Genomic DNA, 18,167 nt, shown 5'->3' on the forward strand with positions numbered 1-18,167 from the left:
ATTTCTGAAAAAATAAAATCAGATATTCAGTTCGCTGTCCAAAATAATATCCAGAAGTCGGTTGAAATCCAGGACTTTTAAGTGTCCGCGTTCGGTCTGGATAATATTTTCTTTGCGCCAGTTCCCTAAAATCTTTGCGGCAGTCTGGCGTGCCATACCGGACGAAGCTGCAAGGGAACTCTGGGTGATGCGGATCGTCATATTCTTTTGGCTGCTGTTGGTCGTCAGATTGACGATGATGGAGGCCAGACGTCCCGGAGCATCCAGATACATGGCGTTGACCATATGCTGCGCGGAATTTAGGAGGCGGTCGATCAATTCCTGGATGATGACACGGCAAACAGAAGCGTTGTCCCAGACGGTTTTTAAGAACCAAGTTTTGGGAAGCGAGATCAAACGGCAGTCTTCCAGTGCCAGAGCCGTATTGGGATAGGGTTTATCGCAAAGCATTCCCATTTCACCGAAATATTCCCCATCATTTCGCACTTTCACGATCACATCTGCGCTGCTTCCATAGAAAACCGATTCCATAACATATCCCGACTGGATGATATAAAGGTGGGCGGAACTGTCGCCGATATAATAGATCGCTTCCCCTTTCTTTTTTGTGAGGACCTTACAGTGGGAGGTCAGTTCGATCAGCTGGTGCATAGTGAGCTCTCGGAAAAGGGCCGTAGATTTCAGGATAGGGAAAATTTCCTGCTGTTCTTTAGAAAGTTCATTCAATTTGAGTGAGTTTTGAGTTGTTGCCATGTTATCCTTCCTTTCTAGATGATCAATAGTTCTAGCAATATTTACAGGCATGATTTGCCTGATAAGATATATCCATCCGGGTATCCGCGCAATACATGCTTTATAGGGGACGCCAGATGAGGTATAATTTATAAAATTCTATCACAAAAGAATATAGAATTAAAGAAAAATTACAATTTATGTAATCTTTCTGAGATAATACTATTATAAAATGCACAGAAAAATTGAAGGATGAAAAATAAAATTATGCAAAGTAGTGAAAATGTAACTTGAGTGACAGAAGGGGGCTTTTAAAATATTTATAATAATGCCATAAAAAATCTGACAGAAAAGAGGTAATGGGATGAAAAAACAGAAAATGAAACTCATGTCATGTATTCTGATGGGGGTTGGAAGTATTATTGGTGCCAGTGTATTTGCATCGACACCGATCGCCATCAAGATCGTCGGTGGGAATGGCATTGTTATTGGATTCATTTGCGCGGCGCTGTTTGTATTCCTACGCAGTATCCCGGAAATGCTCCTTGTTTCTGCTCTTCCGGCAAATGGTGGTTCTTACATGTATCTGACCCGTATGGTACATCCGGTCATGGGAACCTGGGACGCTTTCAATGAATTGGCTGTGGGAGTTTTGAAGATCGGCACAATGGCGCTGACTTTTTCTACCTATTTCTGTATGCTGGTCCCGGCGTGTCCTGAATGGCTGGCGGCATGTGCCTGTATTGTCCTTTTCACTATCATTTCCTGCTATGGGATCAAGATTTCTTCTACCGTCCAGGATATTTGCGTGGCAGTGCTTTTAGTAGCGCTTGCAGTGTATGTCTTAGGCGGCTGGGGAGCGACGGTCGTATCTCTAGGGGAAGTGATCACGTCTACGGTACAGCTGAGCGCTTTGTGGGCAGCTATGGGAATCATGCACGGCAGTTTGATCGGGGCGAACGTATTGTACTACTCTGCGGAGGAAATTGAGAATCCGGGAAAGAACGTGCCGATCGCTTATCTGGTAAGTACATTGGTAGTAGCAGTTGTATATGCGCTGATCGCTTACATAACAGTCGGTGTGGAACCGAACTTCTACGAGATCGATAACCTGGCGACGGTGGCAGATAAATTCATGAGTCCGGCAGTATGGGTATTCTTTATCGCAGGAGGCGCCCTGCTGGCGATCGTGACGAGTATCAACTCCGCTATGATGATGTTCTCTCGTATCAACTTTGCGGCTGCCAGAGACGGTCTATTCCCGCAGAAAATTTGCGAGAACAACAAACATGGAGCGCCGGCATGGTCACTGTGGCTGAATTCTATTTTGGCAATGGCGATGATCATCGGCGGTTTCAATCTGGATGACGTGGTAAAAGTAACGACGATTCCAGGGCTGCTTCTTTTACCGATCACATTTTTAAGTGTCTTCATGCTGCCAAAATATTATCCGAATGCGTACAAAGCAGCTTATATTAAGACACCCCATGTCCTCAACTGTATTTTGACGGCGGCAGCTGCTGTCATGTCAGTAGTCCTTGGATATTATGTGTTGTTCCAGATGGCGCCGCACAATTGGATCATGATGATTTGCTATTATGCAGTGGCGATCGTTTATACACTGGCACGAAGAAGCTATGTGCAGAAAAAAGAAGGGTATGATATCTTCAAACGAATGAAAGAAACGTATGAGCCATGGGAAAAATTAGAAGAGGCTGCCAAAGAACAGCTGGGAGTAAAGGCTGTAAAATAAACAGGAAGCAGTGTGAAATAGAAAAATAAATTTTGAAAATGGTGTGTATGTGACAACGCTGCACACCTATTTCTTTTATGATAACAATAGAATAGACAAGGAGGTAAACGGAAATGAAAAAAAGATTGACGGAAGTTCTGGGCATTGATACGCTGCCTAATTATTGGGACAAAAGATACGTGAAGAATCTTGATAAGCTCTCTCGTCCAAAGTATGAAGTGGAAGTACATTCTGATGTGTGGATGACACTTAGAGACGGAGTCCGCCTTTGCGTAGATGTATATCTGCCCAAAGGAGCAGGCCCGGTTCCGGCTTTGGTAAGTTGGTCGGCTTACAGCAAAGAAATGCAGGGGATCAAACGTGGAGCGATCCCGCCGGAGTCTTTACTTTTTGATCACAGCCTGGAGGCAGGAGATATAGAGTATTTTGTGAAACGCGGATATGCATATATCATTCCGGATCCAAGAGGGATCGGCAAGAGTGAAGGAGAATTCTACGGTGTTTATAATCCGCAGGAACACAAAGACATTTATGACCTGATCGAGTGGGCGGCAGTACAGGACTGGTGCGACAGCAATGTGGGTATGGTCGGCTACTCCTACTTTGGTATCTGTCAAATTCTTGCGGCAGCACAGCAGCCGCCACATTTGAAATGTATCATGCCGTGCTCGTTTGTGGACGATTACTATCAGCATGGGTATTACGGAGGTGTTCCCTCTACCTACATGAGCATATACTGGGAACTTTGTCCGTCTAATAAGCCTGTGCCGTGGACGCTGAAGATGTATGGCGAGGAAAAGACAAAAGAGATGATGGAAGAACGTCTGAAAGATCCAGATATCGCGGTCAATTCTTATTTTACGAAGATCTTGACCACGTGGCCGCCTACATATCATACATTCTATCTGGACTATCTGCTCCATCCGCTGGATGATGAGTATTGGAAGCAGCGTTCTGCAAATCAGATGTATGATAAGGTAAAGGTACCGGTATATCTGCACTGCGCATGGTCACCGCTTGGAAGATGGAGTCCGCCGATCTTTTCAGCTATGAATGACGACCGACTGGATGTGCCGAAGCGTCTGGGAGTATTGGAAGGATATGATGGACTGGAATTGCCGTACCGCGCACTGAATGAAGAATGCTTGAGGTGGTACGATCATTGGCTCAAAGGCGTGGATACAGGGATCATGGATGAACCTAAATATAAATTCAGTGTTCTCAATGCCGGCACACGTTATGAGGACGAATGGCCTCTGGCAAGAACAGAATGGAAGAAGATGTATCTGCGTTCCTTCAACCGTCTGCGTTGGGACAGAGAACCGGATAAAGATCTGCCGCCGGATGGATTTACCCATCTGCCGCCGTCGATCTCCACAGAGGTCAATAAGATCATATATAAATCTTCCAGGTTCCCACAAGCAAAGGAAATCACAGGACCGATCGAACTTCATTTGTGGGCGTCTATCGACGCGGAAGATGCAAACTTTGTATGCAGCTTGTTTGACGTGCTGCCTGACGGTACGAGAATGCCGCTTCTTCGTTACGGCGCTCTGCGTGCTTCTCATCCAATGGATGAAGAAAAGAGTCAGATCGGACGCCCGGTACATGATAACAGTGTATCTATTCCGGTTACACCGGGAGAGATCCGCGAGTATGTCATCGAGATGAATCCGACTTCTATGGTGATCCCGGCAGGACATTGGCTGGAACTGGAGATCACAAGTCAGTGCCCGAATGCGTGCCATACAGAGTCCTGGACGGGAAAAGTAGGAAATATGAATGTCATTCCTACAAATACAACGACATCTTATAAGATCTATCGTGACAATAATCATCCGTCTTATTTGCTGCTGCCGCTCGTTCCATACACAGATTCAGAAAAATGGGTACAGTCGTTTGAGGATGACTATGAAATCGAAATAGAAGATGAATAGGACAGTGCGGAAGCGTAAGAGATAAAGTAAAAAGATATAGCAAAGAGATGTAAAAAAGATAGAAGAAAAGGGATATTGACTGGTCAGGAAGGTAAAAGACAGATCAGCCGATATCCCTTTAAATATGTAGAAATACAGCTGTATAAATATATGATTATAATATTTATATAAATATATGTAATTGATTATAAAGATAGACTGTTCTATAATGTGGCTGTAAGGAAAAGAATAAATTACCAATTCCGGCAGTAATTCCGGGAAAAATCAGGAGAGGATAGGTTATGGTCGAAAAGAAGATAGAAAATGGAATGGAATGGCGTACAGAGAAGGATTCAATAGGTACAAAGGAAATACCGGAAGATGTATATTATGGGGTGCAGTCCCTGCGGGCGGCGGAGAATTTCAGGATCACGGGACTGTCCATGCATCCGGAGATCATTAATAGCCTGGCGCAGATCAAAAAGGCGGCGGCGATCACAAACTGTGAAGTGGGGCTGCTGGAGAAAAAGATCGCTGACGCGATCGTGAAGGCGTGCGATGAGATCATAGAAGGAAAATTACATGATGAATTTATTGTTGATCCTATCCAGGGAGGCGCGGGAACATCGATCAATATGAATGCAAACGAAGTGATCGCAAATCGGGCGATCGAGCTGCTTGGCGGAGAGAAAGGCGATTATTCGATCGTTCATCCAAATGATCATGTAAACTGTGGGCAGTCTACGAATGATGTTATTCCCACAGCAGGAAAGATCACATCTTTGAAGCTGCTGAAAAACGCAAAAAAGGAATTAGAACGTCTTTATAAGGCTTTTTGCGAAAAGGCAGAAGAATTTGACGGAATCATAAAGATGGGACGGACACAGATGCAGGATGCAGTGCCGATCCGTTTAGGGCAGGAATTTAAGGCATATTCTGCTGCTATCCGCAGAGATATCAATCGTATGGAGATAGCCCAGGAAGAGATGAAGACATTGAATATGGGAGGAACGGCGATCGGAACAGGGATCAATGCAGACGAAAAATACCTGCGCAGGATCGTACCAAATCTTGCCGAGATCACAGGGATGGATCTGGTACAGGCATACGATCTGATCGACGCGACACAGAATCTGGATCCTTTTGTGTCTGTGTCAGGTGCAGTAAAAGCGTGTGCGGTAACGCTTTCCAAAATAGCCAATGATTTCCGTCTGATGTCCTCCGGACCACGCTGTGGATTCGGGGAGATCAATCTTCCGGCCAAACAAAATGGATCTTCGATCATGCCGGGGAAAGTTAATCCGGTCATCCCTGAGGTTGTCAACCAGGTTGCTTTTAATATCATTGGAAACGACATGACCATCACGATGGCTGCGGAAGCCGGACAGTTAGAACTCAATGCTTTTGAACCGATCACGTTCTATTGCCTGTTCCAGTCTATCGACACACTTGCCTATGCAGTGGAAACATTCGTAGATAATTGTGTGTCAGGCATTACTGCGAATAAAGAACGCTGCAAACAGCTGGTAGAGAACAGTGTGGGGATCGTGACTGCGCTTTCTCCGCACATAGGATATGCAAAGGCGGCGTCTTTAGCAAAGGAAGCGCTTAAGACCGGTATTTCCATCCGAGAACTGACGCTAAAAGACGGGATTTTAAGTGAAGCAGAGCTAAATGACATATTGGATGTGAAGAATATGACGGAGCCCGGTATTTCCGGAAGGGAGCTCTTGCTGAAAAAGAAATAGAATAGACGTTGTGTCAGACGAATGACAGTAAAAAAGTCACCGTTCCTTTATACTTAACAGTAGAAACAGAAGGGACGGTGGTTTTTTATGGCAGACTATACATGGACGTTTGATAAAAGTTTTCTTGTATTTCTTTTGATCGTGTTTGTGGCTTTTGCTGTGGCGGGCAAGACGAGATCTCTGCTTCCCATGCCCCTTATATATGGGAGCTTGTTTATGACGGGGTTTGAAACTGGCATACTTCCAAGGGATATGCTCTTGTCGGCAAATATGATTGCGGTAGGAACGATCGCTTACAATGTGCTGGTCGTACATTCTGGGACAATGGTGGATCTGAAAATGCTTGCCGCGCGGAAGAAAGAGACAGCTGTGTGCGTGACGTCGGCGCTTGTGATGGTTTTGGTGTCTGGAGTCGTGCTTATGCCTGTATTGGGAAAGGAGTTTGCGCTTGCAGCTCCGGGGTCTGTGATCGGAGGCGGCGCTTCCTGCGCTATTGCTTCCAGACTGGTTCTGGAAAAGGCGCCTGCCTTGTCCGTATTTCCCTGGCTTATTTTTATGCTGCAGGGCATTTTTTCCGTGCCGGTGGTGACCTGGGCACTCAAACGGGAAACGAAGGCGCTGCTTTTGGAATATAGGGCAGCTGACAGTATAGCAGCACAAGAGGGAAGTGCTGCCGGGAAAAAAGTACCTGACGCAAAACAAGTGCCCTTACAAGAAAAACGCCAAAGAAAGCTTTTCTGTGACAGCATACCGCGAAAATACAAAAATACGGCATACTATCTGGCGATCATCATGGCGGTTACGGTTGTCAATAATCTCTTGCACCAGACGGTACTCTCGGGTCTGCATTTGAATCCAAATGTGACGGCGCTGTTATTGGGACTGCTCCTCGGCAGTCTGGGAATTATAGATAAAGCGCCTTTGTTCAAATCGGATTCTTACGGTCTTCTATTGCTTGGTCTGATGGGATTGATGGCCAATACACTTGCGGGATATTCTCTGTCGGAACTTTTGGCGTTTCTTCCGCCTCTTTTGCTGGTGTTTTTCATATCTTCCTTGATGTTGCTTCTCTGCGGCTTATTGGGGGCAAGAGTCTTTCATTTTCGTCCGGAGCAGGGGATCCTCCTGACTATGAACTGTATGATGGGTTTTCCGGTCAATGCGCTGTTGACAGAACAGGCGGCGCGCGCGGCGAGGACAGAAGCGGAGGCGGGATATATCAAGAGCCGGACGGCGCCGCTTCTGGGGATTGGTACAATGCTGATATCCAACGGATTATCGATCATTTTTGTGAGTGTCATGGCTATGTTTCTATAGAAAAAGTAAGAAGTCTGAAAACAGCTGTTTTCTTTCTGGCCGGAAGATCCCGGTTTGGATTGGAGCAGCTGTTTTTTACTTGCAAAGAGAAAAAAACAGGTATATGATTGATAAAGTAGCTTTAGCATATCGGCGCAGAAGAAGAGACTGCCGCTGATATGAAGAAACAGGATGGAGAAAAAAGAAGGAAACAGTTAACATGAAAGGAAAAATAGGATATGTATATTTATGTATCACCTTTTTTTGTTGGGGAAGCATTTACATAGTAGCAAAATATGCCCTGGCAGAGATGGGACCAATCACGGTTTCTCTTTGCCGCTATCTCGTGTCAGTCATATGTCTTGCCGTTATTTTAAAAGTAAAAGGCAGTAGAAAACCAGTGAAGAAGGAACACTGGAAGTATATTTTTGTTGTAGGGGCAGTAGGATATTTTGTCTCGATCGCCTGCCAGCTTGCAGGTACGAATTTGCTGAACAGTTCACTCGCCTCTTTGATCAATGCAATGAATCCGATCACGATTTCTATATTGGCAGCAATTTTATTAAAAGAAAAGATCCGGAAGAAGAATATAGTAAGTATTCTTATCTCCCTTGTGGGCGTTTACATTATATTGGGAATAGGAGACGGCAGTATCAGTACGTTGGGTGTGATACTTTCTGTGCTTTCTGTGGTGTTCTGGTCTGGGGCGTCGATCGCTATACGTAAGATTTCATCGGAATATGATCCGGTACAGACGGCATTATATGGCATGTGCATTGCTCTGGTCTTAAATATTCCGGCTGCTGCTGCGGAAAACGTGTTCGTTGTTCAGAGTACGGTTACGAAGGAAGCGGCATTTGCCTGCATATATCTTGGGATATTTGGAACGGCCGTTGCGCATACTTGTTGGAATAAAGGCCTGCAGCTTTTGGATGCCAGCACCTGTTCTATGTTTTATCCGATGCAGCCTCTGGCGTCCGCGGTGCTGGGAGTTTTGATCCTGCACGAAGTGTTGACATGGAATTTTATTGCAGGCGGTTTGGTTATATGTGTGGGTATCCTGATCACAGTGATGCCGGAAAGGAGAAAGAAAAATGCAGACAGCGGCAGATTTAAGAAATCTATTAAATAAGATCGATCATAGAGGGTATCCGGCTTATAAGGATACAAAAGGGATATACCAGTTTCCGGGATATGTATTGTCTATTGATCATGTACAGGGAGATCCATTTGCGTCGCCGTCAAAGGTCAGTGTGTTTGTGAAAGGAAGGACGGCAGCATTTCCAAAGGCGCTGTATGAAAAAGATTGGCAGAGGATCGCGCTGCAGGATGAATTGATCAGGCAGTTTGGAAGGCAGGTCGGACAGTTTGCGTTTAAGGCGAAAGGTTCCGGGAAAAGCGGTCTTATCTCTGTAAGCCGTCCAGGGCAGGAGATATTGGAACGTACTTGCTGTCAAATAGACGGAACGGCAGGAGATGTGACTGTACGCATGGAGATTGGATTTCCCGCAAATGGTAGAACGATCAATGCAAGAGAATTGATCAAAATTTTGTTCGAGTTTCTTCCGGTTTGCGTAGAAAAAGCATTGTACTATAAGAATCTGCGCAAGGACAGGCTTAAAGAAATTGCTGATCTGGCAGAGGATCAGCGGTATATACGAGAGCAGCTGGATAAAAGAGGGCTGATTGCTTTTATTGCCAATGGAAGTATCCTGCCAAGGGAATCCGGTGTCTCTGACAGACCAATGAAGAATGGGATCGCTTTCCGGTCTCCAAAAGAACTGGAAGTAAGTTTTGACCTGCCGCACAAAGGAACGATAATCGGAATGGGGATCAAAAAAGGGATCACGCTTATCGTAGGAGGCGGCTACCATGGAAAATCTACACTTCTAAAAGCACTTGAATTGGGAGTGTATGATCATATTGCAGGGGATGGAAGGGAGTATGTCATTACCGACAGCACGGCTGTGAAAATACGGGCGGAGGATGGCAGAAGTATAGAGAAAACAGATATTTCTATGTTTATCAATGATCTGCCTAATGGGAAAGATACCGTGGGATTCTGTACAGAAGATGCCAGCGGCAGTACTTCGCAGGCGGCCAATGTAGTAGAAGCAATGGAGGCAGGGAGCCGTCTTTTATTGATCGATGAAGATACAAGCGCTACGAATTTTATGATCCGAGATGAGCTTATGCAGAGAGTGATCCATCGTGACATGGAACCAATCACACCATTTATAGAGAGAATCCGGGAATTGTACAGTGAATATGGTATTTCGACGATCATCGTAGCAGGCAGTTCCGGCGCATATTTTCATATCGCGGACTCTATTGTGCAGATGGAACGTTATATTCCAAAAGATATTACGCAGAGAGCAAAAAAAGAAGCGGAGCAGTTTCCGGTCTTAAGTGTGCCGGAAGAAAAGGCGAAAGTACCAGTGTTCTCCAGATGCCCGAAAGCGAACACTGCATGGAAGGGGCAGGAGAGGATTAAGATGAAAACGCTGGGAAAAGAGGCAGTGCAGATAAACCGGGAGTCGATCGATCTAAGATATGTAGAGCAGATCACCGACAGTGAACAGGTGACAGCGCTGGGGTACTGTATGCGGTATGCACAGAAATATCTGTTTGATGGGAAAAGAACTATGCGGGAAGTAGTAGCAGAATTGGAGAAAAAGATACAAAAGGATGCATTGGCAGGCTTGTGTGGAAATAGCTCCAGTATTACAGGGATGGCCATGCCAAGAGCACAGGAAATATTTGCCTGTTTCAATAGATACAGGGGGCTGAAAGTATGAGATTTTTTCATTTGTCAGATCTGCATATTGGGAAGACACTCCACGGGTATTCTCTGAAAGAAGACCAGACGCATATTTTAAATGAGGTTGTGGAGTATGCAGGAAAACTCTGTCCGGACGCGGTCGTGATCTCAGGAGATATTTATGACAAGGCGGCGCCGTCTGCGGAGGCAGTGTCCATCTTTGATACATTTTTGACGGAACTGGCGGCGCTGCGTCCCAAAGTGCCGGTCTTGCTGATCTCCGGGAATCATGATTCGGCAAAGAGGCTTGACTATGCCCGCAGGATCCTCGCAGACCAGCAGATTTATATTGCGGGCCAGGTTCCCGCGCAGCCAGGGGAGCATATGGAAAAGGTGAGTCTGATAGATGGATTTGGGGAAGTAGATTTTTATCTGCTTCCATTTTTAAAACCGGGATATGTCAGAGAGCTGTTTGCGGAAAAAGAACTGTCTACTTACAGTGAGGCGGTGTTTGCGATGATAGAGAGGGAGCATATTGACTTTTCCAGGAGAAATGTTCTTGTGTCCCACCAGTTTTATACAAGAAAAGGACAGGAGTCTGTAACCTGTGATTCGGAGGTTTTTTCAGTAGGAGGGATCGACAATGTGGACAGCCATATTGTCGAGGCCTTTGATTATGTGGCGTTGGGGCATCTTCATGGTTCACAGACAGTAGGAGACGAACATATCCGGTACTGCGGAACACTGTTGAAGTATTCGGTTAGTGAAGCGTCACATGAAAAGACGCTCCATGTGGTGGAATTAGGAGAAAAAGGACAGCCGGTAAAGATAGAAAAGCTGCCATTACATCCGAAAAGGGATGTGCGCATATACCGCGGAGAATTGGATGAGATTCTTGAAGCAGCGCAAAAAGAAGAAAAAGATTGTATAGAAGACTATGTCAGCATTACATTGACGGATGAAAAAGAGCTGTATAAACCAAAAGAACAGTTGGAAAGAGTGTTTTCACACATTCTGGAGATACGGCTTGACAATGCCAGGATAAGAAAGAAGCTTGCATTTGACAATGAAGAGGTGATTTTGCGTTCACCCGTATGTGTATTTGCAGATTTTTTCCGAGAAATGCAGGGACGGGAATTATCTGAAGAAGAGCGTAAAGTAGTAGAAACAGTAGCGGAAACAGCAGGAGGTAGATAAGATGCGGCCGGTCAGACTTACCTTGTCGGCATTTGGCTCTTATGCAGGGCAGGAGACGATAGATTTTACCCAGATCCCCGGTGGATTATTTTTGATAGCAGGCGATACCGGAGCAGGAAAGACGACGATTTTTGACGGGATCACCTATGCGCTTTATGACAGGACAAGTGGAGGCAGCAGGGAGAGCGGGATGATGCGCAGTCAGTATGCGTCGGAAAATGAGCCGACCTATGTGGAATTTGTCTTTTCTTATAGAGGACAGGAATATACAGTGCTCCGAAATCCGGAGTACTACCGTGCGGGCAAAAGAAAACGGGCAGACGGGCAGTCCAGGCTTGTAAAGGAGCCTGCGAAAGTAGCTTTATTTTTGCCCGGAGGAGAAGAATTCCAGGGGAAAAAAAGGGAGATCGACAAAAAAATAGAAGAGATCATAGGGCTGGACGCGGAACAGTTTACACAGACGGCGATGATCGCACAGGGGGATTTCTTAAAGCTTCTTCATGCGGGATCAAAAGAGAGGAAGCAGATTTTCTCCCGCCTGTTTCAGACGACTGTATACAGAAAGATGCAGGAGGAATTAAAAGAGCAGGCCAGACAGAAATTTACAGCTCTGGAAGAAGGAGAGAGAAACTGCAAAAGAGAGATGGAGCAGGTGGAATTTCCTTGTTCCGAGACAGGACGGGAGATTAGTGAGGTATCTGAGATACAGGAGAAATGGGAGGTACTTCTTGCAGAAAAACTGCCGGATGAACAGGCGGCAGTTGATTTGCTGGAAAGAATCTGCACATGGGATAAAAAGCAAGAAGAACTAAAAAAAGAAGAGGCAGGAAAGATACAGCAGAAACGGACAGAACTGCAGCTTTTTCTGCAAAAGAAAAAGGAGACAGAGCAATTGTTTGCGCAGCTGTCCGGCAAGAAAGAGGCGCTCCTTAAGCTGGAGGAAAAGAGTGCGCAGATAGAAGAATGGAAAAAGCAGGCTGCAGGCGGCGCCCGTGCGAAGAAGGTACAAGAAAAAGAAGAAATCTGGAACAAAGATGTACGGCAGCTGCAGAATTTAGAAGAGAAAATCCGGGAGAATACGATCTGGCTGAAAAGATGGAAAAAAGAAGAACAGGAACTGGGTGAGGAAGCACTGCGGCTGCGTCGGCAGTTCGATCCTCTGGAGAAAAAGCAGACAGAACAGATCGCAAGACTTTCAGATCTTCTCCCTAGATACGAAAGGATCAGGAAACTAAAAGATCAATGCAGGCAAGAGGCAGATAAAATGGAAGACTGTTTGGAAAAATGCCAGGAAAAATCGGCCTATTATGATCGAGTATATCGCCAGTTTTTTAAAGAACAGGCAGGCGTGCTGGCGGCACAGTTAAAAGAAGGCAGTCCTTGCCCTGTATGTGGTTCCCTGTCTCATCCTAAGAAGGCAGTTCTTTTCGGGAAAGCGCCCGATCAGCAACAAGTGGAACAGGCGAAAAAAGAAAGGGATCTGGCAGAGGAAAAACGACGGGAGATATATGAAGCATTTCAGGAAGTGAAAAGCCGTCTGGAAGCAGAAGAGTCGCTGCTAGGAGAAGAAAAGGACGAGGAAGCGACCAAGAACCGTCTCACAGAGTTGAAGCAGGAACAAAAAAGATGCCGGGAAGCTGTAGAACAGGCAGAGAAATCTTGGCAGCAGCTAAAAGGGCAGGGAGAGCAAAAAAAGGGAGAGACACAGGAGCAGATAAGGCTAAAAGAAGAGCTGACGATACGAGCGGCGGAAGAAGAAAGTGCGTATGAGGCAGAGTTAGAGAGACAGAAATATATATCCCGGAAAACGTACGAAGAAGAAAAGAAATGGATTGTTTCCTGGGAAGAAAAGAGCAAGCATGTTCAGCAGTATGAAATGGATGTCAGGACCTATAGGGCAAAAATTGAAACTTTAGAAGAACAATTAAAGGGCGAAGAAAGGGTCGATGTGACAGAACAGGAGGAGGCTCTTAGGGAAACAGAGCATGCGGGCGAGCGTCTGGAGAAAGAAATGAAAAATATATATGCACGCCGAAAGAAAAATGAGAATGCGCTTGTCCGCTTGAAAGCATTATTCCTATCTTTGCAGACATTGAGAAAAGAATATGAAGTGCTGGGAAATCTAAGCCGTACTGCAAATGGTTCCCTTCTTGGAAGTGCGAAACTAGATTTTGAGACATATGTGCAGCGGCAGTTTTTCCGGCAGATCATCCAGGCAGCGAACAGGCGTCTGGCGAAGATGACGGGGAATGAATTTTTGCTTCAGTGCCGGGAATTAAAAGATCTGAAAAGCCAGGGAGAAGCAGGATTGGATCTGGATGTATACCATTTGGTAAACGATGCGGTACGGGATGTAAAATCTCTTTCCGGCGGTGAATCTTTTCTTGCGGCACTTGCGATGGCGTTGGGACTTGCGGATATTGTACAGCATACAGCAGGGGCAGTTACACTGGATACTATGTTTGTGGATGAAGGATTTGGTTCTCTGGATGAGGAAGCGAGAGGGCGTGCCGTGCAGATATTAAAAGAGCTGGCAGGCGAAAGAGGCGTTGTGGGAATCATTTCGCATGTCAGTGAACTGAAAGAACAGATCGAATGGAAGCTGGAAATAAGAAAAGATGAAACAGGCAGCCATGCCTCTTGGAATGTGTGACAGACTGAAAAGTCTAAAATGCGGACGAATTTTCGACACAAAAATTTCATAAAATTTTAGAAAGCATTTCTTGACATTAGGGTAAAAACAGAGGAAAATATTCTTCATGACACAAGGCTTTGCCCTGTTTGAAAGAGCATAGGTATATGTGTTATATGCGCTTGCGGACAGTGGGAAGACCGAATGCAAATTTTATACGGAAATTAAGGATGGATGAAAATGAAAGAAAAATTGATACGGTTTATGCAAGGAAGGTATGGCGTAGATTCTTTTTCTAGGTTTCTGCTTATAGCAGGACTTGTTGTTGTATTTGTGTCCGCTGTTTTTGCAGACGGAGCGGCAGGCGGCGTATTGTATATTCTGGGATGGGTATTGGTGATCTACTGCTATTTCCGGATATTCTCCAGAAATGTCACGAAACGCTATGGGGAGAATCAGATGTTTTTGGCGAAGACGGCAAAGATTCGTAATTTTTTCAGAGGACAGAAGAATATATGGAAACAGAGAAAAATATATCATATTTATAAGTGTCCGAATTGTAAGCAGAAGATCCGTATTCCAAAAGGAAAGGGAAAGATCGAGATACGCTGTCCGAAATGTAATACCACATTTATTAAGAACAGCTAAAAAGTGTACTTGAGATGAGAGGGAGAAAAAATGAGAGATCCATATAGTGTTTTGGGCATAGCCAGGGATGCCTCTGATGAAGAAGTGAAGAAGGCATACCGCAGGCTGAGCCGGCAATACCATCCGGATGCAAATATCCATAATCCGTTAAAAGATGAGGCGGAAGCGAAATTTAAGGAAGTACAGCAGGCATACCAGCAGATCATGGATGAGCGGGAGCGTGGGTACTCTTCCGCAGACAATGGTTATGGAACAGGCGGTTATGGAGGTTTTGGCGGATACGGAAGTTATGGAGGATTCGGCGGATACGGCGGACAAGGCGGGTTCTCCGGGCAGCAGGCCAATGAGAGTGAAGCAGATATGCATCTTCGGGCCGCTGCAAATTATATTAAGAGCGGGCATTATAAAGAAGCTTTAAACGTACTAAATGGGATTAAAGAAAGGAACGCACTTTGGTATTTTTACAGTGCGTCGGCAAATTCCGGGATTGGCAATAATGTGACTGCGATAGAACACGCCCAGGAGGCTGTGCGTTTAGAACCTGGAAATATGCAGTATCAGATGCTGCTTGACCGACTGAAAGGCGGCGGAGCATGGTACCAGCAGAGACAATCTATGTACGGATATCCCGGGTCTTTTGACAGCAGCTGCTGTGTGAAGTTGTGCATGGCAAACCTTCTTTGCAATCTATGCTGCGGAGGTGGCGGCATGTGCTGCGGAGGTTATGGGAACGGCTATGGCGGATATATATAAAAGCAGGGCAAAGCCTGCTTTTTTTATTTTTCTGGAATATGTGTACGGAAGATACCGATTCCAACAGCTCCGGGACCGGTATGGCAGCCGATACTCATGGTGAGAGGAGCGGTTTTTAATTTCATATCAGGAAAGTGCTGCTGCATTTCCTCTTTGAAATAGGTGAGTTTTTCTTTGTCCATCAGTGTGGTGGCAATTCCGGCCTGCAGCAGACCGTGTTTTTTTAAGTCTGCAAAGCGTGTATCTAAATCCTTTTGTACAGCTTTACACATTGTTTTAAATGCAGCTTTCATGCCTCTTGTTTTGGAGCAGGCGTCCAGCTTGTCTCCTTGTATAGTGAGTACAGGCTTTAAATTCAAAACAGTGCCTATTGCAGCAGCGGCAGGTGTAATACGTCCCCCTTTTTTTAAATATTCAAGAGTGTCAACGGCGATATAGATACTTGCATCCAGACTTTCCTTTTCTAAAAGCGTTTTGATCTCTTTGCCGGACGCGCCTTTTTCAGCCAAACTTTTGGCGTCATATACAGATTGTTCCTGCGTGATAGAAATTCTGTGATTATCTACAACATGTACTTTCCCATTATAAGGTTCTTCTTGAGAGAGGACAGAAGCCGTTTGGCAGGAGTTTGACAGCCCGCTTGACATAGGGATAAAGACGATCTCGTCATAAGATTCTAACAGACGATCCCACATCTGTAAGAGTTCCCCGGGAGAAGGCTGCGAGGTTGTCACAGATACCCCTTCAGAAAGTTTTTGATAGAATTGTGCCGGAGTGATATCCTGGCCCTCATAATATGTCTGTCCATCAACTAAAATAGGCATAGGAAGAACGTGGATTTCTTGTTCTATCCCTTCCATTGGCATAATTCCGCTGTTGCTGTCAGTCATAATGGCGATTTTTGACATAATGAACCTTCCTTTGATCAAAATCTTATTATTGTAAGTTACATGAGAAACAGCCTGATTTCTATATCTGTTTAATCTTATCTTACAGGTTGAATGTTATTTTAACAGGTGTTAAAATTATAGCAAAATATATATTTAATAACAAGAAACAATAATTTGAATATGTAAGCTAATTATACAGATTGGAGAATATGTAAAACAATGGAAGACAGGCGCATCAGAAAGACGAAAAAGAATTTAAAAGAGACATTGGTAGAACTTTTGGCGGAGGTTCCGTTTGAACAGATTTCGATAACGGAGTTGTGCAAGCGGGCAGATATAAGCCGTATTACCTTTTATTCCCATTACAGTGATAAATATGCGTTGGTAGATGAGATTTTTGCGGATATGACAAAAATAGGTACAGAAGATTATCATCGCAGACAGGAAGAGAATAATCCAACCCGGGATCTGGTGATAGGCTATATCAATGTGCTGGATAGCATTCTTTCCATCTATTATGATCGATTTGAATTCTTTCAGCATACCAATCCGGACAGAAATCCTTATCTTGCCTTTGCGTTTTACAATATCGTATTGGATACAGTGGAGCTTCATACGAGCAGAATTCAGAAAGTAAATCTGGAATTGAAATATTCTCCTAGAAAAATAGCGGGTTTTGTTTGTTTTGGGATTTTAGGATTTATCAATGAGTGTCATAAAGCAAATACGCCTCTTACAAAGATCAAGAAGGAAGCAAGAGCGCTCTTGGCGGATATATTAAAATCGGATGTGGTCGTAAAGAAAAAAGAAAGATAGGATATATCCATCTGCCATCCCGTAATGCCTGCCTTACAGGCAGGCTGATTCGCTCGATAAGGTATAAAAAACCTGTACTTTGTGCTGCATTTTTTCAAAATATTTTAGTGCCTTGTTTTCCATTTTTTTCTGCACTTCCGGGAGAGCGTGACGATATACTTCTTTTAATATGGAATCATTTCTGAGATGTTTTACTTCATTTTTAATGGGGACACATATATTTGTGCGCAGTTTCCTTTGGCAAAGCAATCTGCACCCTGGTTTCTGGACAATATCGGTTCATTACGGCTGTGATCAGTCCGTTCATATCTCGAACAGTTTTAGGTGACTCCTTTGGCATAAAATAACGGCGCATAAATGTTCCGGATTGTGCTACAACTGCTCTGGTATTGGCGTACCGGGGCGGCTTACATAATGTAAAAGGAGATTGCTCATATGTATTTTGGGAAATGGAGAAGATCTATTTAAAGAATTTAAGAAGATGTATGATTATAGAATGAAAAGAACTGTATTTGAGGAAGAGCAAAAAGGTGTTTTTCTTATAGAATTATAAAATATACTGTGATATGATAAATCTGTAAGAAGGAGGCTATGATATGGCAAAAGCGTGGGGCAAAGTTTTTATGGCAGTTTTTTCATATTTGTATAAATACCGTCCATATATGACGGTGTGGGTTATTTGTTGCCTGGGAGTCGGAGCATATGATAGCATAAAACAACATGATATTGACGCATTACTTGCTTACGTGATTTTCATGTTGGTTCCAACGGTGATTAAGAAGATATTACTTACAATAAGCAGAATCGGAGGCGGCAATATATATGATGAAAAGCTACTTGGGAGAGGACCTAGAGGGAGATTTATAAACTATATTAATGAATATTTAGATAAGTAATACTATCGGGGGAATATGGAATTGATACAGTTGGAACACCTGTCATATGATAGGTGTTCTTTTTATAGGGGTCGGATAGACCCAGTTGAGTACGTTGGAGTTTCTCAACAGAGAAACGGAAACGTGCGA

The 18,167-nt window shown here is 44.4% G+C and carries 14 protein-coding genes; 12 read left to right on the plus strand and 2 right to left on the minus strand.

The genetic code is table 11. The annotated features are described in order from the left end of the window. Positions 1-18: 18 nt before the first annotated feature. Positions 19-753 (minus strand): Crp/Fnr family transcriptional regulator, encoded by a 735-nt coding sequence (locus tag BN3282_RS03415; RefSeq protein WP_059066706.1) that lies wholly within the window; start codon positions 751-753, stop codon positions 19-21. A gap of 343 nt (positions 754-1,096) precedes the next feature. On the opposite strand from BN3282_RS03415, the gene BN3282_RS03420 reads away from it, so the two are divergent. The 10 genes from BN3282_RS03420 (at position 1,097) to BN3282_RS03465 (ending at position 15,436) form a co-directional block, all read left to right on the plus strand. Beyond that, positions 1,097-2,485: an APC family permease gene (locus BN3282_RS03420; RefSeq protein WP_059066707.1), complete on the plus strand. Its 1,389-nt coding sequence runs from the start codon at positions 1,097-1,099 to the stop codon at positions 2,483-2,485. Positions 2,486-2,598: 113 nt separating this feature from the next. Beyond that, entirely contained in the window at positions 2,599-4,422 is a 1,824-nt protein-coding gene (locus BN3282_RS03425) for a CocE/NonD family hydrolase (protein ID WP_059066708.1), read from the plus strand. Positions 4,423-4,730: 308 nt separating this feature from the next. Next, positions 4,731-6,149: an aspartate ammonia-lyase gene (locus BN3282_RS03430; protein WP_445299693.1), complete on the plus strand. Its 1,419-nt coding sequence runs from the start codon at positions 4,731-4,733 to the stop codon at positions 6,147-6,149. 87 nt (positions 6,150-6,236) lie between these two features. Beyond that, positions 6,237-7,466 (plus strand): hypothetical protein, encoded by a 1,230-nt coding sequence (locus BN3282_RS03435; protein ID WP_059066710.1) that lies wholly within the window; start codon positions 6,237-6,239, stop codon positions 7,464-7,466. 199 nt (positions 7,467-7,665) lie between these two features. After that, positions 7,666-8,577, plus strand: a complete 912-nt coding sequence (locus tag BN3282_RS03440) for a DMT family transporter (RefSeq protein WP_059066882.1) — start codon at positions 7,666-7,668, stop codon at positions 8,575-8,577. Then, positions 8,540-10,243, plus strand: a complete 1,704-nt coding sequence (locus BN3282_RS03445) for an ABC-ATPase domain-containing protein (RefSeq protein ID WP_059066711.1) — start codon at positions 8,540-8,542, stop codon at positions 10,241-10,243. The genes BN3282_RS03440 and BN3282_RS03445 overlap by 38 nt, the downstream gene beginning before the upstream one ends. Continuing rightward, positions 10,240-11,403: an exonuclease SbcCD subunit D gene (locus tag BN3282_RS03450; RefSeq protein ID WP_059066712.1), complete on the plus strand. Its 1,164-nt coding sequence runs from the start codon at positions 10,240-10,242 to the stop codon at positions 11,401-11,403. Before BN3282_RS03445 ends, BN3282_RS03450 begins: the two co-directional genes overlap by 4 nt. Position 11,404: 1 nt before the next feature. Further along, complete coding sequence (locus BN3282_RS03455; RefSeq protein ID WP_059066713.1) at positions 11,405-14,056, plus strand: SbcC/MukB-like Walker B domain-containing protein; 2,652 nt, start codon at positions 11,405-11,407, stop codon at positions 14,054-14,056. A gap of 219 nt (positions 14,057-14,275) precedes the next feature. Beyond that, on the plus strand, positions 14,276-14,683 hold the full coding sequence (locus tag BN3282_RS03460) for a zinc ribbon domain-containing protein (RefSeq protein WP_059066714.1): 408 nt from the start codon (positions 14,276-14,278) through the stop codon (positions 14,681-14,683). 30 nt (positions 14,684-14,713) lie between these two features. Further along, positions 14,714-15,436 (plus strand): J domain-containing protein, encoded by a 723-nt coding sequence (locus tag BN3282_RS03465; protein ID WP_059066715.1) that lies wholly within the window; start codon positions 14,714-14,716, stop codon positions 15,434-15,436. Positions 15,437-15,459: 23 nt separating this feature from the next. Here the strand turns inward: BN3282_RS03465 and BN3282_RS03470 are convergent, their stop codons facing one another. Further along, a complete protein-coding gene (locus BN3282_RS03470) occupies positions 15,460-16,344 on the minus strand; it encodes a DegV family protein (protein WP_059066716.1) in 885 nt (294 codons plus the stop codon). A gap of 201 nt (positions 16,345-16,545) precedes the next feature. Here BN3282_RS03470 and BN3282_RS03475 point away from each other — a divergent pair, with 201 nt between their 5' ends. Both BN3282_RS03475 and BN3282_RS03480 read left to right on the plus strand, forming a co-directional pair. Then, the gene (locus BN3282_RS03475; protein ID WP_059066717.1) at positions 16,546-17,142 is read left to right on the plus strand and encodes a TetR/AcrR family transcriptional regulator; all 597 of its coding nucleotides are present in this window, start codon (positions 16,546-16,548) and stop codon (positions 17,140-17,142) included. Positions 17,143-17,738: 596 nt separating this feature from the next. Then, positions 17,739-18,038, plus strand: a complete 300-nt coding sequence (locus BN3282_RS03480) for a hypothetical protein (RefSeq protein WP_059066718.1) — start codon at positions 17,739-17,741, stop codon at positions 18,036-18,038. Positions 18,039-18,167: the final 129 nt, after the last annotated feature.

Source organism: Mediterraneibacter massiliensis, from assembly GCF_001487105.1.
GTDB lineage: Bacteria > Bacillota > Clostridia > Lachnospirales > Lachnospiraceae > Mediterraneibacter > Mediterraneibacter massiliensis.

Coding starts and splice junctions, on each gene's coding strand:
- BN3282_RS03415 (WP_059066706.1), bottom strand. CDS start 753: ATGGCAACAACTCAAAACTCACTCAAATTGAATGAACTTTCTAAAGAA.
- BN3282_RS03420 (WP_059066707.1), top strand. CDS start 1,097: ATGAAAAAACAGAAAATGAAACTCATGTCATGTATTCTGATGGGGGTT.
- BN3282_RS03425 (WP_059066708.1), top strand. CDS start 2,599: ATGAAAAAAAGATTGACGGAAGTTCTGGGCATTGATACGCTGCCTAAT.
- BN3282_RS03430 (WP_445299693.1), top strand. CDS start 4,731: ATGGAATGGCGTACAGAGAAGGATTCAATAGGTACAAAGGAAATACCG.
- BN3282_RS03435 (WP_059066710.1), top strand. CDS start 6,237: ATGGCAGACTATACATGGACGTTTGATAAAAGTTTTCTTGTATTTCTT.
- BN3282_RS03440 (WP_059066882.1), top strand. CDS start 7,666: ATGAAAGGAAAAATAGGATATGTATATTTATGTATCACCTTTTTTTGT.
- BN3282_RS03445 (WP_059066711.1), top strand. CDS start 8,540: ATGCAGACAGCGGCAGATTTAAGAAATCTATTAAATAAGATCGATCAT.
- BN3282_RS03450 (WP_059066712.1), top strand. CDS start 10,240: ATGAGATTTTTTCATTTGTCAGATCTGCATATTGGGAAGACACTCCAC.
- BN3282_RS03455 (WP_059066713.1), top strand. CDS start 11,405: ATGCGGCCGGTCAGACTTACCTTGTCGGCATTTGGCTCTTATGCAGGG.
- BN3282_RS03460 (WP_059066714.1), top strand. CDS start 14,276: ATGAAAGAAAAATTGATACGGTTTATGCAAGGAAGGTATGGCGTAGAT.
- BN3282_RS03465 (WP_059066715.1), top strand. CDS start 14,714: ATGAGAGATCCATATAGTGTTTTGGGCATAGCCAGGGATGCCTCTGAT.
- BN3282_RS03470 (WP_059066716.1), bottom strand. CDS start 16,344: ATGTCAAAAATCGCCATTATGACTGACAGCAACAGCGGAATTATGCCA.
- BN3282_RS03475 (WP_059066717.1), top strand. CDS start 16,546: ATGGAAGACAGGCGCATCAGAAAGACGAAAAAGAATTTAAAAGAGACA.
- BN3282_RS03480 (WP_059066718.1), top strand. CDS start 17,739: ATGGCAAAAGCGTGGGGCAAAGTTTTTATGGCAGTTTTTTCATATTTG.